Source organism: Oceanisphaera arctica, from assembly GCF_002936955.1.
GTDB classification, from domain to species: Bacteria; Pseudomonadota; Gammaproteobacteria; order Enterobacterales; family Aeromonadaceae; genus Oceanimonas; species Oceanimonas arctica.
The window spans coordinates 18121-35052 of the sequence record NZ_MPZM01000034.1 but is presented as its reverse complement, the minus strand read 5'-3'; the positions used below and the strand labels follow the sequence as shown (position 1 = coordinate 35052).

Annotated in this window: 10 protein-coding genes and 1 pseudogene; 2 read left to right on the top strand and 9 right to left on the bottom strand. The window is 56.1% G+C overall.

Annotation, left to right across the window (positions count from 1 at the left end; genetic code table 11):
* Positions 1-117: 117 nt before the first annotated feature.
* From UN63_RS13005 to UN63_RS12970, 8 genes and pseudogenes are all read right to left on the bottom strand, one after another.
* The gene (locus UN63_RS13005) at positions 118-654 is read right to left on the bottom strand and encodes a cell division protein ZapC domain-containing protein (protein ID WP_104487192.1); all 537 of its coding nucleotides are present in this window, start codon (positions 652-654) and stop codon (positions 118-120) included.
* Between the two features lie 102 nt (positions 655-756).
* Positions 757-1764 (bottom strand): quinone-dependent dihydroorotate dehydrogenase, encoded by a 1008-nt coding sequence (pyrD, locus tag UN63_RS13000; RefSeq protein WP_104487189.1) that lies wholly within the window; start codon positions 1762-1764, stop codon positions 757-759.
* A gap of 63 nt (positions 1765-1827) precedes the next feature.
* Positions 1828-6663 carry an NAD-glutamate dehydrogenase gene (locus UN63_RS12995; protein ID WP_104487186.1) on the bottom strand — a complete coding sequence of 1612 codons (4836 nt, stop codon included), beginning with the start codon at positions 6661-6663 and terminating at the stop codon, positions 1828-1830.
* 388 nt (positions 6664-7051) lie between these two features.
* Positions 7052-7210: pseudogene (locus tag UN63_RS12990) on the bottom strand (DUF2835 family protein); the annotation flags it as partial.
* 15 nt (positions 7211-7225) lie between these two features.
* Positions 7226-9832: an aminopeptidase N gene (gene pepN, locus UN63_RS12985; protein WP_104487180.1), complete on the bottom strand. Its 2607-nt coding sequence runs from the start codon at positions 9830-9832 to the stop codon at positions 7226-7228.
* 81 nt (positions 9833-9913) lie between these two features.
* Positions 9914-11920, bottom strand: coding sequence for a carboxy terminal-processing peptidase (gene prc, locus UN63_RS12980; RefSeq protein ID WP_104487178.1), 2007 nt, complete (start codon positions 11918-11920; stop codon positions 9914-9916).
* A gap of 10 nt (positions 11921-11930) precedes the next feature.
* Complete coding sequence (gene proQ / locus UN63_RS12975; RefSeq protein WP_104487175.1) at positions 11931-12476, bottom strand: RNA chaperone ProQ; 546 nt, start codon at positions 12474-12476, stop codon at positions 11931-11933.
* An 88-nt stretch (positions 12477-12564) separates the two neighbouring features.
* Positions 12565-13023 carry a GAF domain-containing protein gene (locus UN63_RS12970; protein WP_104487172.1) on the bottom strand — a complete coding sequence of 153 codons (459 nt, stop codon included), beginning with the start codon at positions 13021-13023 and terminating at the stop codon, positions 12565-12567.
* 75 nt (positions 13024-13098) lie between these two features.
* Here UN63_RS12970 and UN63_RS12965 point away from each other — a divergent pair, with 75 nt between their 5' ends.
* On the top strand, positions 13099-14886 hold the full coding sequence (locus tag UN63_RS12965) for an ABC transporter ATP-binding protein (protein WP_104487169.1): 1788 nt from the start codon (positions 13099-13101) through the stop codon (positions 14884-14886).
* A 78-nt stretch (positions 14887-14964) separates the two neighbouring features.
* On the opposite strand, the gene UN63_RS12960 is transcribed toward UN63_RS12965, so the two are convergent.
* Positions 14965-15273, bottom strand: coding sequence for a YebG family protein (locus UN63_RS12960; RefSeq protein WP_104487167.1), 309 nt, complete (start codon positions 15271-15273; stop codon positions 14965-14967).
* A 395-nt stretch (positions 15274-15668) separates the two neighbouring features.
* Here UN63_RS12960 and UN63_RS12955 point away from each other — a divergent pair, with 395 nt between their 5' ends.
* Entirely contained in the window at positions 15669-16847 is a 1179-nt protein-coding gene (locus UN63_RS12955; protein WP_104487166.1) for a Bcr/CflA family multidrug efflux MFS transporter, read from the top strand.
* Positions 16848-16932: the final 85 nt, after the last annotated feature.

Sequence of the window (16932 nt, the reverse complement as noted above, 5' to 3'; positions counted from 1 at the left end):
GTGTCAACGAATCCCCTCCCCCTGTTATCTCCCTCTTGTTATTGATTCCCGAACACCCAACTCAAGCTATCAACGTTGTTCTTCTTACAGCTGATCGCTTACAGCTTACAATTTTGTTTATCCCACTTTCCTGATTTCTTCTTCTCGATAAGATGCTTCCAGACTGATGATCCTGTCGTTCATCACCTTGATGGCGCCGAAGGTCGGTAATTGTTTGGTTCCCGCCAGCAGCTGATCCGCCGACAAGGACATGCAGACCGTCGCCGCCGGCGAAGTTTCCACCACCATCATGGTCAGCAGTTCGGTCTGGATATCGAGTGCGATCAGCTCACCCAATTGCGGCTGATGATAATCGGCCTGCGGCTCAAAAAACCAGCTTTGTGGCATCAGTGGTTTGTAAAAGCGGGCGATGGCAACGCCGTTCAGGGCAGCCTGCACCCGTTGCGCAGGGGCGCTGATAGAGGACAGCTTATCGATAAAGCTGTAATAGAGGCCGGTATCTTCTACCGAAAAGCACTGATCCATATTTTCCGGGCACACCAGCTGCTTCTTGATATAAGGCGTGCTGAACAGCATTTCCGCCCCCAAATCCAGCATCAGGTGTCGCTCATCTCCCATAAACCAGCGCCAGCAATCATTTGGTTGTAGTAACATCCCAGTCACACCTTTGATAGCGGAATAAAATTTGTCTCCCCAACACCTTAATTTATATTGTATTTTGGCATGGGGAGCAAATAGTTATGGATAATAATGCCTTTACAGATGACGAGCCAGTCGTTGAACCAGTGCCGGTCCCTGATAAATAAAACCGGAATACACCTGTACCAAGCTGGCACCGGCCGCCATTTTTTCTCTGCCGGCAGTCAGTGAATCGATACCCCCGACGCCGATAATCGGCAGCCGACCATCGAGGCGACGCGATAATTCCTTTATCACCAGGGTGCTTTTATTCTGCACCGGCCGACCGCTCAGGCCACCCGCTTCATGAGCATGAGGCAAGTCGAACACCAGTTCCCGATCCAGGGTGGTATTAGTGGCGATGACACCGTCGAGCTCGAAGCGCACCAGGCTGTCGGCCACCTGTTCGATTTCTTCCATCGACAAGTCCGGCGCTATCTTTACCAGCAGCGGGACCTGCTTGTTATGTTGCTCGGCCAATTGCCGTTGTTTTTGTTTGAGTGCAGACAACAAGTCGTCGAGCGCCTCACCGTATTGCAGCGAGCGCAGACCCGGGGTATTGGGCGAAGAGATATTCACGGTAATATAACCGGCATGGGCATAGGCTTTTTCCATGCAAATCAGATAATCGTCTTTGCCGTGCTCTATGGGGGTATCTTTATTCTTGCCGATATTAATACCCAGCACGCCGGTATAACGAGACTGCCTGACATTTTCGATTAAATAATCGATGCCGTTATTATTGAATCCCATGCGATTGATGATGGCGTCGGCTTCCTTGATACGGAACAACCGTGGCTTTTCATTACCTTGCTGGGCCCGCGGCGTAACGGTACCTATTTCAATAAAACCGAATCCCATGGCGGCTAAGGCATCGATGCAGTCCCCGTTCTTGTCGAGACCGGCGGCCAGCCCGACCGGGTTATCGAAGGTCAGCCCCATCAGTTGCACCGGATTATGGATTTTGGGACGACGATACAGCGCCGCCAGCGGGCCGTGCTGGGTTTTGGTCAGTCCCTTGATGGTCAGTTCGTGGACATGCTCGGGATCACATTGAAAAAGCAGGGGTTTAACCAGTGAATACACGTATTTTTCCTTATAAAAAAGCCCCGGTCATGGCCGGGGCTTTTGTGTTTTACACCGTGAGATTTAGACGGCGTTCATACAATTGAGATGGAGCAGGTTCAGCTCGCGCATGGCGACCGAGAACTGGGCGAATTCATGACTGCCGGACGCTTTGAAGTCCGCCAGCAGATGGCGCCAGCGATTCAGCAACTGCTCATGCTCATCAAGCCACTGGTCGAGCATGTTAGCGCATTCAACCTTGGCTTTACAGCGTTTCAATACCACCGAAGTCAGGCTGCGCTGCTGATAATCCAGATCTTCCCGGAAGGCCGCTCGGGCCAGTGCCTGCCAGTGGTTGCCCACCGCCTGCTTGTTGATCTGTTCCAGGAACCAGTGCAGCTCCAGCTCGGCACCCAGGTGGAAGTACAGCTCGGCGACCACCCGAATGTCTCTGTCGTGCTCGGCCGCGACCTGGACCAGATCCATGGCAGAGAACAGACTGCTCATCTGAGACACTCGCTCGGCGATGGACGTCGGCACGTCCTGTTTTACGAGCCTGGCGACGTCGTTCTTGTGCTCCTTGACTTCGGACTCCACCATCACCTGATAGAGATGCTCGGCAAGGGTCGCATAAGCCGGCTTGAACTGGGCAATGGTTTGCTCGATGCTCTGGTTACGATTACGCGAACGCAGGAACCAACGGGTCGCCCGGCGAACCATGCGGCGCACCTGATAGAACATATCCAGCTGGGTAGCTGCCGCCACCTTGTTGTCCAGCGCTTCGATGTCGCGCAGCAACTGGTTCATGCCGAGCACTTCACGGGCAATCATGAAGCTGATGGCGATGTCGCACATGCTGGCACCGGTTTCATCCTGCAGCCGGTTGGCGAAGTTGAAGCCCATGTCGTTGACCATGATATTGGCCAGACGGGTGGCGATAATTTCACTGCGCAGCGGATGCTCCATCAGCGCCTCACCGAACCTGTCCACCAGCTTGGCCGGCATGCTGGATGGCAGCAGGCGAGCGATGTAGTCGTTATCGATCAGCTCGGGTACATTGAGCATGTCCTTCAACACCATCTTGCCGTAAGCCACCAGTATGGCCAGCTCGGGACGGGTCAGACCACGACCAGCAGCCATGCGCTCGGCCAGCTCTTCGTCGTTGGGCAGATATTCCAGATTACGGTCGAGTTTGCCTTCTCGCTCCAGCCAGTGCATGAAGTGCTGGTGCTCCTTGAGAGGGCTGGCACCACGATGCTCGGTAATGGAGATGGTCTGGGACTGACGGTAGGCGTTGGTCAACACGATGTCGGCCACGTCCTGAGTCATGTCGTACAACAGCTGATCCCTATGTTTCTTGGTCAATTCACCCTTATCGACCAGGGAATTGAGCAGGATCTTGATGTTGACCTCGTTGTCCGAACAATCCACACCACCGACGTTGTCGGTAAAGTCTGTATTGATGCGTCCGCCTTTGCTGGCATATTCAATCCGGCCCAGCTGGGTACAGCCCAGGTTACCGCCCTCGCCCACGATGCGGGTGCGAAGATCTTCGCCGTTCACCCGCACCGCGTCGTTGGCACGGTCGCCTACGTCCGCATCGGTTTGCCGGCGTGACTTGACGTAGGTGCCTATGCCGCCATTCCACAGCAGGTCAATCTCGGCCATCAACAAATGACGGATCACCTCAGTCGGGGTCAGGGTGGCCTTCTGGGTACCCAGCAGTTTCTTCATCTGCGGGCTGAGCTTGATCGACTTGGCCGAGCGCAGAAAAATACCGCCGCCTTCGGAAATCAGGCTGCGATCATAATCGTCCCAGCTGCAGCCCGGTGTATTGAACAGACGCTCCCGCTCCTTGTATGTGCTGGCCGCATCCGGCTCCGGGTCGATGAAAATGTGCAGGTGGTTGAAGGCGCCAACCAGACGAATATGTTCGGACAGCAGCATGCCGTTACCGAATACATCACCGGCCATGTCACCGATACCGACACAGGTAAAGTCGGTTTGCTGACAATCGATGCCGATTTCACGGAAGTGGCGCTTCACCGATTCCCAGGCACCGCGGGCGGTAATACCCATTTTCTTGTGATCGTAACCGACAGAGCCGCCCGAGGCGAAGGCATCGCCCAGCCAGTGACCGTATTCGGCGCTGATTTCGTTGGCTATGTCGGAGAAGGTCGCGGTCCCCTTGTCGGCCGCCACCACCAGGTAATAGTCGTCTTCGTCATGACGCACCACATTCTTCGGCGGAATTACTTCCCCCTGAAGGATGTTATCGGTCACGTCCAGCAGGGCACGAATAAAGAGGCGATAGCAGTTCTGGCCTTCCTTGAGGAAGGCGGCTCTGTCACCGACCGGTAGCTGCTTGCAGACGAAACCACCCTTGGCGCCGACCGGCACTATGACGGTGTTCTTGACCTGCTGCGCCTTGACCAGCCCGAGCACTTCGGTACGGAAGTCTTCCCGGCGATCAGACCAGCGCAAGCCGCCCCGGGCTACCTTGCCCCAGCGCAGATGCACCCCTTCTACTCTCGGCGAGTAGACGAAAATCTCGAACTTGGGCAAGGGCAGCGGCATGTCGCTGATGGTTTCGGGCGCCATCTTGAACGAGATATAAGCCTTGTCGCTGCCATCGTTCCCGGGCTGATAGAAGTTGGTTCTCAGAGTCGCTTCGATCATCTCCATGTAGCGGCGGATGATGCGGTCATCGTCCAGATTGGCGACCTTGTCCAGCTCTTCAATCAGCTGCTGATGCAGTTTCTGCTGCTGTTTGGGATCCTGCTTGAGCCTGGGCGAGAACCGACGTTGAAACAGGCTGAACAAGAGAGCAGCCACTTCAGGGTAACGGGACAGGGTTTCTTCGATATAGCTCTGGCTGAAGGTCACTCCGGTCTGGCGCATGTACTTGGCGTAGGCGCGCAGTATGGTCACTTCACGACCGCTCAGTCCTGCCGCCAGTACCAGACGGTTGAAGCCGTCACTTTCCAGCTCGTTGTTCCACACCTGGGCGAATGCTTTCTGGAACCGTTCCTGGCTGTTGTCCAGATCGAGCGGAGCGCCGGTGTAATACATGGAGAAGTCGAGTATCCAGTAGGTCTCATCGGCACATTCGATTTCATACGGTGTTTCACCGATCACCCGCAGGCCCATGTTTTCCAGCATCGGCAAGACATCGGACAGATGAATGGGCTCTGAGCGGTGATACAGCTTGAGTCGCACCCGGTTGGAGTCGCGTTTTTCTTCTGGTGCCCGGTAGAACAGCATGCCCAGCGGGCTGTTGTCGCTCAGCGCTTCCAGTTTTTCGATATCGGCCACCGCAGAGCCTGGGATCACCTCTTCGGTGTAGGCGCGCGGAAAGGCGTTACGGTATTTCCCTTGCAGTCTATTGCCTTCGGCCTCACCGAAGCTGACGGACAGCGATTGCTCCAGCTTGTCTTCCCAGCTACGAGCAGCTTCAATCAGGTTTGCCTGAATTTCGTTCACGTTGATATCCATCGAATTGTTCTGCACCCGGATCAAGTAATGGGTGCGGGCCAGTACGCCTTCGGAGAAATAGGTGGTGAATTCCACTTCTTCTTCTGAACCAAAATAACGCTGCAATATGCGCTGGGTTTTTTCACGCAGCGCCGTGTTGTAGCGCTCTTTGGTGACATACACCATGCAGGAGAAGAAGCGGCCGAACAGATCCCGGCGCACGAAGAGCCGGGTCATGTCCCGCTCCTGCATGGCCAGTACGCCCATGCCGATATCACGCAGTTCCTTTTCGGTCGCCTGGATCAGTTCATCACGCGGATAGGTTTCCAGAATATTGAGCAGCGCCTTGTAGGCATGAGAGCCAAGCTCCAGGCCGGAGCCATCGATGATGCGTCTGAGCTTGGCGCCGATCAGCGGAATCTGCATGGCGCTGGTGTTGTAGATGCTGGAGGCATAAAGGCCGATGAAGCGATCTTCCCCGACCACATTGCCCTTCTCGTCGAAACGCTTGACGCCGATGTAATCGATATAGGCGGGTCTGTGTACCCGGGATTTATGGTTGGTCTTGGTCAGTACCAGAATATCTTTGCTCAACGCCGCTTCGCGTGCGGTCGACGTCAGATTGCTGAACTTTAGGCTGTCGCCCTTCTGTATATGACGCAGCAAGCCCAGGCTGGTATCTTGCTCGGGCACCAGCTCGTAGTCGCCCTCGATGGCGGAAATGTGGTAACGGCGGTAGCCCATCAGGGTAAAGTTGTGATCCGCCACCCAGCTCAGAAAGGACAGGGTTTCTTTCAGGTGTTCCGGCTTGGCGCTCTTGGCCTGCTTGGGCAGTTCCTTGATGATATCACCGAAGCGTTCCACCATCGGCTGCCAGTCGCCGACCATCAGCGACACTTCTTCGACCACCGACAGTAACTCGTCACACAGTTGATCCCGGGTCTTCGCCTGGGGCTGCCTGTCGATCTCGATCAGAAAGGCGGTTTCTACCCGATTCTGTTTTTTCTGTTCGCTGCTCGACAGTATCTGTTGCAGCTTGCCCTGCTCGTCACGCACCAGATGCATCGGCTGGTGCAGCATCAGGTGTGAAGTAATGCCCAGTCGGGTCAGTACCATGCGGATGGAGTCCACCAGAAAAGGCGCGTCTTTGATGATCAGTTCGACGATGGTGTGAGGGGACTGCCAACCGTGGCGGGACAACTCGGGATTGTAGACGCGCACATACGGCGTTTGTTCGGCGCGAGTTTCAAAAGAACCCCACAGGCTGACGGCAGCACCATACAGATCGCTATCGTTACGATGATTCAGATCGTCATGAGTCATACCACTGTAAAGCTTGCTGACGAAGGTGTTTACCAGGGGTGCGGTATTATCGGAAAATTTGTCGTCTACCAATTGATTCACATTTTCAAGTAAAACGGACGTTGCAGCGTCTTTAAATATCATGGCGTCGTGTTCCTCGGATACAGGCAATGACCATGGGGGAAGTGGAGCCCCAACGGGACCAAAACAGTGTAAGCCCGCACTATTTTGAATGCGAGCAAAGCAGGGGAAAAAGGTTTCAAAATATCGACTCGATCACTAGTGTGCAGAATATACACAAAGTGAAGAAAACCTTTCACCAAAGAATACTCTGAAAGTAAATGAATTGTTTCTTGATGATATGAATAGTTATTATGAACAATCTGGCGGAATAGTTATTCATATTACGACGAAAAACATGAAAACAATGAAGCGGTAAAAAAGCAGATTATGCTGTGTAAAACATCAAGGGAAAGGGAGCAGTGATGGAGCGGACAGCATATCCATGCGCTGCATGGATATGCGTTTTTTATCATGCCAGGCGGCTGAGTCGATGCAGCTGATGTTGCTCGGTCAGCTCTATTTCAAAGCGGCCATTCAGGCCATCGTGGCCGACAAAGCTGCGAAAGTGATGCAGCGCCACCTGCAGCCGCAATCCCTGCTCTGTGATGACCGACAGGGCCGCAGTGCGGCCCTGATAGTACTATCAGGCAAGCGCCTTACTGATTTTTTCAAACAGATCCCGCGACAGCGCCGGCAATGCCATCAACTGCTGCAGTCGCGCCTTAATCAACGCCTGGCGGGCATCATCCAGCCGCGAAAACTGTATCAGCGGCGTCACCAGCCGTGAGGCCACCTGAGGGTTACTGTCGTTGAGCTGTTCCAGCACCGACACCAGCAGATCATAACCGGCGCCATCGAGACGATGGAACTGCAGCGGGTTGGCCGAAATAAAGGCACCGATCAAGGCCCGTACCCGGTTGGGATTGTTCAGGCTGAACGTCGGATGACTCATCAGCTGCCGTACCTGCGCCAGCGTGCCCTCGCCCGGCGCCGTAGCTTGCAATCGGAACCAGTTGTCGAGCACCAGACCGTCCTGACGCCATTTGGCTTCAAAGTCGGTCAGCATGGCCTCAGCCTCATCCGACTCGGCCCGTACCGCCGCCTTCATGGCCGCCAGGGTATCGGTCATGTTGTCGGCGTCCTGATACTGATGTTGCACCTTCGCCACATCGCCGGCCAGAGCAAGGTAACCCAGGGCCACGTTTTTCATTGCCCGCCGCGCGATATCCTGGTGATCGATGCGGTATTCGGGGGTCAGGTTCTGTTCATAGGCCTGCTGCCACAAGGGCTTCAGGGCCTCGGCCAGTTCCACATACAGTTGCTGGTGCACCCGGCCCAGCAAGCCGATATCGACCTGTTCGAACAACTCCAGCAGGCTACTCAAATCCGGCAGTGTCAGCATTTGTGCCTGCAGGGCCCGATCCAGGGCCACATCTTCCAGGGTAGCGCGAAACACATCCGTCAAGGTGTGCGACACCACGGCGGCGTCGCCGCGTTGCAGACGAGACAGCTTGTCCACCACCGCCTTGTTGATCAGCATCTGCACCGCATCCCAGCGCACAAATTCGTCGATGCTGCTCTTCGCCAGCAGGGTCAGCTGTTCATCGGTATAGGGATAGTCCAGCTTGACCGGCGCAGAAAAGCCCTGCAGCAGCGCCGGGGTCGGCCGGGACGGGATTTGCTCGAATACAAACTGCTGTTCGTCTTCCAGCACATCGAGCACGGGCCCGACGGGCTCTCCGTTGACCCGTAGCGACAGCGGCTCGCCCTGCTCGGTGTAAAGCGCCAGGCTGAGCGGAATATGAAGCGGTAACTTGCCGGGTTGCTCCCGGGTGGCTGGCGTATGCTGCCGCACGGTCAGGGTATAGCGCTGTTGTTCGGCATCAAAGTCATCGGTCACGGTCAGCACCGGGGTGCCGGCCTGGCTGTACCAGCGCTTGAAGCGGGTTAGATCCCGGCCGCTGGCCTCGCTCATCGCCGCCACAAAGTCATCACAAGTGGCGGCCTGGCCGTCGTGACGCTGCAGGTACAGCGCCAGCCCGCTCTGAAACGCCTGCTCACCCAGAAGAGTATGCAGCATGCGGATCACTTCCGAGCCCTTCTCGTACACGGTCAGGGTATAGAAGTTGTTCATCTCTATTACCGCATCCGGGCGGATCGGATGTGCCATGGGACCGGCGTCTTCCGCAAACTGGGGCCCGCGCATGATGCGTACGTTCTGAATGCGGTTAACGGTGCGCGAACCCAGATCAGACGAAAACTCCTGATCCCGGAACACGGTCAGCCCTTCTTTCAACGACAACTGAAACCAGTCGCGGCAGGTAACCCGGTTGCCGGTCCAGTTATGGAAATATTCGTGACCGATCACCCGCTCGACATCCAGATAATCGTTGTCGGTGGCGGTATTGGCATCCGCCAGCACGAACTTGGCGTTGAAGACGTTGAGGCCCTTGTTTTCCATGGCGCCCATGTTGAAGAAGTCGACCGCCACTATCATGTAGATATCGAGATCGTATTCCAGATGGCAACGCTGCTCGTCCCAGGCCATGGAGGCCTTGAGACTGTCCATGGCGTGTCCGGCCCGATGCAGGTTGCCCTTGTCGACAAAAATCTCCAGCGCCACGTCCCGCCCGCTCATGGTGGTATAGCTGTCGCGCAACACATCGAAGTCACCCGCCACCAGGGCAAAGAGGTATGCCGGCTTGGGGAAGGGATCCTGCCATTGCACCCAATGTCGGCCATCATCGAGTTGTCCCTGACTGACACGGTTACCATTCGACAGCAAGTAAGGATAGGCAGCCGCATCGGCGGTGATTCGGGTGCTGAACCGCGCCAGCACGTCGGGTCTGTCCAGATAATAGGTGATGCGTCTGAATCCTTGCGCTTCACACTGGGTGCAGAACGCCGATCCCGACTTGTAGAGCCCTTCCAGCGCTGTGTTGGCGGCCGGGTCGATGCGGGTCTTGATGGTCAGCACGAATTCTTCCGGCAACTGAGACAGGATAAGCCCGTTCTCGGTCTGCTGGTATTGCGCAATGTCCACTCCGTTTACGGCCACCTGCAGCAATTCGAGCTGCTCGCCGTCCAGCACCAGCGGCTCGTCGTGCTCACCATTACGGCGCACACGGCTGATGGCCACTACCTCGGTGGCACTGTCGTGCAGCTGAATGTCCAGATCCAGGGTATCAATCCAGTAATGAGGTGGCTGATAATCTTCGCGATATTGCACTTGCGGTTTTGTTTGGGTCATAGCGGAGATCTCGTTAAGGTCGTCGGAAGGGGCTTTAATGAGAAAGCCCGGATCCGGTCAAACCGGATCCGGGCTGGGGGTTCAGCCAAGCAGTCGGGCCAAATCGGCAGTAATGCGTGCCGCTTCTTTCAGATAGCCGTCATCCGGCTCAAAATCGCTGGGGATGTTATCGAGGGAATCGACCGGATCCAGCCCGGCCCGTCGTAACCTGTCGTTAAGACGCGCCAGAGACTTGGCGTCCTGCTCTTCCATCTCGGTTTTACGCTCGTTCAGATTGAGTGAAACCGAGTCCTTGTCTTTCAGTTTCTTGTATTCCTTGATGTCTTCAAAGACATAAACAAACTCGGGATCCTGCTCGATTCTAGCCTGATGGCGCTGACGAAGCTGACCCAGCAGCGGCGTCAGATCCCGAATACGCTTGAAGTCGAGGCTGGCAATTTGATCCCAGGGCAGTGCATTTTTCTCAAGGCTTTCACCGGTTTCATCGGCCACTATGGGTGTCGGGAACGGGATATCCGGTTGCACGCCCTTGTTCTGGGTGCTACCACCGTTGATACGATAAAACTTGGCAATGGTGAACTGCACAAAGCCCATGGGGTTTTCATAGAGATCGTAAATGCGCGACAGGCTGCGATGTTGCTGTACCGTGCCTTTGCCAAAGGTGTTTTCACCCAGGATCACCGCCCGGCCATAGTCTTTCATGGCGGCGGCAAAAATCTCGGAAGCCGAAGCGGAATAACGATCAACCAGCACCGTCATCGGCCCGTCATAGGCCAGCATGTCGTCCTCGTCACCATTTACCGAAATACGGCCCAGGCCATCCCGGATCTGTACCACAGGACCGCTGTCGATAAAGAGCCCGGTCAGAGCCGAGGCTTCGGTCAGGGCACCACCACCATTGCCGCGCAAGTCGATGACCAGACCCTGAATACCCTTCATTTTCAGCTTGTTGATTTCATCTGCCACATCGGCGCTGAGGTTGACGTAGAAGCTCGGAATTTCGATAACGCCGATGTTTTCACCGTCAATCTTCAATACCTTGCCGCTGGCGGCCCTGTCTTCCAGTCGAACGGTATCACGGGTCAGCTCGATGACTTTTGGCGTCGCCGTCACCGCCTTGCCACGCTGAATCTGTAACCAGACCCGGGTGCCTTTACGGCCCTTGATCAGGTCAACCACTTCATCCAGCCGCCAGCCGATCACATCGGTAACCTTGTCCGCACTCTGCCCCACCCCGATAATACGATCCTCGGGTTGCAGCTCACCGGACTTGGCGGCAGGACCGCCAGGCACCAGAGAGCGGATCACCGTGTAGTCGTCTTCGGCCTGCAGTACGGCACCGATGCCTTCGAGCGACAGGTTCATTTCAGTCTCGAAACGTTCGGCATTGCGAGGACTGAGATAACTGGTGTGCGGCTCTATGGCACGGGCAAAGGCATTGGCAAAGCTCTGGAAGGCATCTTCACTTTCACTCTGGGCCAGACGCTTGATGGCGTTGTTATAACGCTTGCCCAGGGTATCGCGGATCTCGTCCCAGTCTTTCTCGGTCAACGCCAGACTCAGGGCGTCGTATTTGACTCGCTGAGACCAGAGGTGGTCGAGTTCCTGATGGTCTTTGGGCCAGTCGGCCTTGCGACGATCGAACTGATATTGCTCCTGACCGTCGAAGGTCATGGGCGTATCGAGTAACGACAGTGCATACACCAGACGCTGATAGCGTTGCTGCAGACTGTCGTTATACATATCGAAGGCAATGTCGAGCCGGCCGGCTCTCAGCGCATCATCAAACTCGTCGCGGTGGCGCTCGAAGCGGGCGATATCGGCCTGAGTAAAGATGTTTTTGCTGTAATCCAGACTTTCGATAAAGCGATCGAAGATCGCTTCCGAGAAGGCATTATCAAGCTGAAACTGGCGGTAATGAGAACGGGTGAACAGCGCGGTAACCCGCTTGCTGGCAGCCGCATGCTGACTTTCCGGTGCCAAAACAGGAATGGCGGAGGCATCGATGGCCGGCGGTACCGCCCAGGCGATTCCTGCGGCCATGATACCGGCGGCTACCAGAGACAAACGAATTCCGTGACTGATCAAACCCTACTCCTTAAAGAATAAGATGCTCAAACTTGACGCGCATGGACATGCCGGTTTTAAGTTCCACCTGAACATCATCACGAGTCACTTCTTTAATCGTAGCGGGAACCGGTGACTTGCCCAGCAATACTTTGACATTTTGATCTACAGTCAGTGCCGCCGGATCCACCTTACGGGGCTTGGGCCGGGGCTTTTTGGCGGCAGGCTTGTCCTTGCGCGGGCCAAACACCTTTTCTTTGCTCTCCTTGAGCGCACCCTTGGCATGATCGACATGCTCCTGGGTCAGCTCACCACAAGCTTCACCGTCCAGGTCTACCCGTGTCTGGCCAGCCTTAAGGCCGTGCAGGTAACGCCAGCTGGAGGTGTACTGACGCAACGCCGTGCGCAGCAGGGTCTTGGATACCTTGGGATCCTCCGCCAGACGGCCGGCCAGATCCTGAAAAATACCAATTTTCAGCGGTTTGGCTTCGCCGGTCGCTACAAAGCACTGGGGGAAGCATTCGGCCAGATAGGCGATGACTTCTTTACTGTTCTTCAATTTTTCCGAGTTTTCCATGAAATACCTTGGTGATAAGACCTAAGGGCGCAGCGCCCATTGAAACATGCATATTATAAAGCGCACACAGACAAAAGCGACCCCGGCGTTACAGCAGGGGTAACACAGCGGCTACCCAGTGCCGCAAACCGGCTTCATCTTCTTCATCAAAACGCCCGTAAGAGGGGCTGTCGATATCCAGCACGCCCCATACCTCATCACCCTGACCCAGCGGCAGCACGATTTCTGCATTGCTGGCCCCGTCACAGGCGATATGGCCGGAAAATTCATGTACATTGGCAACCCGCTGTACCTGGCCGGTGGCCGCGGCGGTACCACAGACTCCCTTGCCTACCGGGATCCGGATGCAAGCCGGCTTGCCCTGAAAAGGCCCCAGCACCAGGGTGTCCTCTTCGCGTAGATAAAAACCCACCCAGTTGATGTCTTCCAGTGCCAGGTTAAGCAGGGCAGACAGGTTGGCGAGCTTGGCAATACGATTAGGCTCCCCTTCGCACAGGGCAAGTGCCTGAGCGGTGAGGCTTTGGTAAAATGCAGACTTTTCAGACATAAAATACAGAGCACCGTTAATTTTTGCTTAACTTACCTGCCCTTTTCCCAAATGAAAACCCGATGATGGTGATTGATGGATAAAAAAACGCTGAATGCCTCGCTTTTGCAGTGGCCGAACATCATTCGGATGATGCAGCGCCATCGCTCCCTGCTGATTTATGCTCACCTGTTTGCACTGTGCGGCACCCTGCTGGCGGTGCCGGTGCCCTTGCTGATGCCGCTGCTGGTCGATGAAGTGCTGCTCGACAGCCCCGGCCATCTGCTGAGCGGCCTGGACTGGCTGCTGCCCGCGGCCTGGCAGACCGGTGTCGGCTACATTCTGGCGGTGCTGGTGATCACCCTGCTGCTGCGCAGCCTGTCACTGGTGTTCAACATCATTCAGGGCCGTCAGTTTGCCCGGGTGGCCAAGCACCTGACCTTTCAGATCCGTCGACGGCTGGCTCGCCAGTTGACTCGAACGCCCTTGCGCGCCTTCGAGTCCATCGGGGCCGGCAGCGTCAGTTCGCACTTTGTTACCGATGTAGAAACCCTGGATAAATTTCTGGGTGAAACCCTGAGCCGCTTGCTGATCAGCATATTTAGCGTGGTCGGCACGGCTGTGGTGTTGCTGCTGCTCAACTGGCAGCTTGGGCTCTTTATTCTGCTGCTCAACCCGGTGGTAGTGTATTTTTCCAGCCGCCTGGGATCCCGGGTCAAGCACCTGAAGCGAAACGAGAACAGCGCCTTCGAGGTATTTCAGCAGGCACTGGTGGAAACCCTGGACGGCATTCACGAAATTCGAGCCGCCAACCGGGAACGCCACTATATGCTGCGGGTGATCGACCGGGCTCGCGGAGTGCGCGATACCGCCATCGACTACGCCTGGAAGAGCGAAGCTGCCGGGCGTGCCAGTTTCCTGCTGTTTTTGTCCGGGGTGGAGCTGTTTCGGGCCACCGGCATGATCATGGTGCTCTATACCGATCTGACCGTAGGCCAGATCTTTGCGGTGTTCAGCTACCTGTGGTTCATGATGGGACCGGTGCAGGACCTGCTCAACATGCAGTATTCCTTTTATGCCGCCACCGCCGCGCTCAAGCGTATCAACCGCATGCTGGCCCTGGGAGGCGAGCCCGAACATCCGGGCCGCGTCAATCCCTTCGAGGGGGCCACTACCCTGCCGATTTCGGTGACAGGGCTCAGTTTTTCCTACAATGGCGAGCGCAAGGTTCTGGATGATGTCAGCCTGCAGATCCGGGCCGGAGAAAAAGTGGCGCTGGTTGGCGCCAGTGGCGGCGGCAAGTCCACCTTTATTCAGCTGCTGCTGGGTCTGTATCCGGCCGATGCCGGAGACATCCGTTTCGGCGATGTCAGCAGCAAAGACATCGGCTTTCCGACCATTCGTGAGCATGTGGCCACGGTGTTGCAGCAGCCGATACTGTTTAACGATACGGTACGGTCAAATCTGAGTCTGGGCGATATGCATGACGATGAAGCACTGTGGCAGGCACTCCGGGTGGCGCAGCTGGACGAGGTGATCGCGGCCATGGAGCAAGGACTGGATACCCAGGTGGGGCGGCGTGGCGTCAAGCTGTCGGGGGGGCAGCAGCAACGACTGGCCATTGCCCGCATGGTGCTTAAAAACCCGGCCATCGTGATCCTGGATGAAGCCACCTCGGCGCTGGATACCGAAACCGAGCAAAAGCTGCATCAGGCGCTGGCCGATTTTTTGCGGGGCAGAACCACCCTGATAGTGGCGCACCGCTTAAGCTCGGTGCGACAGGCGGACAGGGTACTGGTATTTGAAGACGGCAAAATCAGCCAGTCGGGCACCCATCACGAGCTGCTGGAGCAGCCCGGTTTATACCGCACCCTGTATTATTAGCCCGTGGTGAAATGTAAGGTGTGAGGTGTGAGGTGTGAGGTGACGATTTACCTCACACTCTTCGGGCACAACTACAACTCAGGCGACGGCCTGAATATCGTCGTCATTATCGGTAGAATGAGCGGCCTCAGACTTGTCCGACGCCTTGTCGGCTTTTTTTGCCGGTTTCTTTTTAGGTCCACTCAACTGATCCTGATGCTGTGCCAGGTACAGGGACAATGCTTCGCGATCGGCTTCATTCAGGCTGACCGGGGCGTCGGCCAGCAGATCATCGAGGTGCTCGGCCAAGTCGAGCAGACGATCATAGGCATCTGCGTCTTTTTTATTGGTAAACGTCATTTTATCGATTCCGTTTCTTACCACCAGGTACTGTATTTTGACTGCCATAACTGACTCCTATTCTGTATGTATATACAGTAATATTATGTCATCCCGGTTGCAAGCCGTAATCGTGACCGCCACCCCGGTCTATGCAACGCCGTTATTCCCGTTATGATGGCTGAACCCGGTCGTTTTAATGGGAATGGGCAACTTTTTCGGCCAGTTTCTGGCGAGTGGGCGTATTCTGGCCGATAGTTTAATCGAAGTGCGCCTACTTTGGTGCCTTCACACTAGCGCACGGCTCAGAAATGAGCCATTCCCCTAGGCCAGGTACATGGATTTGGTACCTGGCTTTTTTTGTTTGTTATTTTTGGTCACTTTTTACCAATAATGACAATGACTTTCTTGCAACAACAGCCGGCTCGGAGCCAGGTTGTTGCTCCGGAGGAACCTGCTGCGTTATGTCATCCAGTGCCACCTTACCGCTGATTATCTTGCTGGGCGCCGTTTCTGCCCTCACCCCATTGGCCATCGATATGTACCTGCCGGCCATGCCGGCCATCGCCGAGGCACTATCCAGTAACTCCCATCGCGTACAGGCCACCCTCGCCGCCTACACCGGCGGCTTTGCCCTCGGACAGCTGTTGTTTGGCCCGCTTTCTGACGCCCACGGACGCCGCCCGGTACTGCTCGGCGGCATGCTGATCTTCATGCTGGCCGCCCTGCTCTGTGCCCTGGCCACCAGCGTCGAGAGCCTAACCTGGCTTAGAGCGGCCCAGGGCTTTGCCGGCGCCGCCTCGGCGGTAGTGGTACAGGCACTGGTACGCGATTTGTTCGACCGGGAAGACTTTGCGCGCACCATGTCCTATATCACCCTGGTGATGACCCTGGCCCCCTTGATAGCCCCCATGCTAGGCGGTCATCTGGCTCACTGGTTTGGCTGGCGTTCCATATTCTGGGTGCTGGCCGGATTTACCGCCCTGATAGCCCTGATATGCAGCCTGCGACTACCGGAAACTTTGACGCCGGAACGCCGGCAGCCGTTGCATCTGGCCTCAATTTTACGCAGCTACTTGCGTTTGCTCGTCACCCCCCAGGCCCTCGGCTTCATGCTTTGTGCCGCCTTTTCCTTTGCCGGCATGTTTGCCTTCCTCACCGGCGCCTCATTTATCTATATAGAACTCTACGGGGTGTCTCCTCAGCATGTCGGTTATCTGTTCGGGCTCAACGTACTGAGCCTGATGCTGTTCACCACCCTCAACGGAAAATGGGTACGCCGACTGGGCTCACGAACCATGCTGCGGCTGGCGCTCGGTTTGCAGCTATTGGCCGGGTTATTGATGCCAGTAGGGCCCTTGATGGGCTGGGGGCTCTGGTCGGTGGTGGCGCCCATCATGCTCTATGTCGGCGTCATTTCCACCATCGGCAGCAACACCATGGCCAGCCTGCTCAGCAGCCTGCCGAATCTGGCGGGTACCGCCTCATCGCTGGCCGGCACTCTGCGCTTTGGTATCGCCGCCATGGTGGGCGCAGTGGTGGCCGCCCTGCCCGACAGTTCGCCGTTGTATATGCTGCTGACCATGAGCGGCTGCGCCCTGCTATCAATGCTGGCCTACCGACTGCTGTGCGAGAGTGATTGATGCCTATTCCATTAAAACATTGAGCTATTTCACTTTCTCTGGCTCATCGGACAAAGGGCCCACTCCGCCGACTCGCTATGAATAC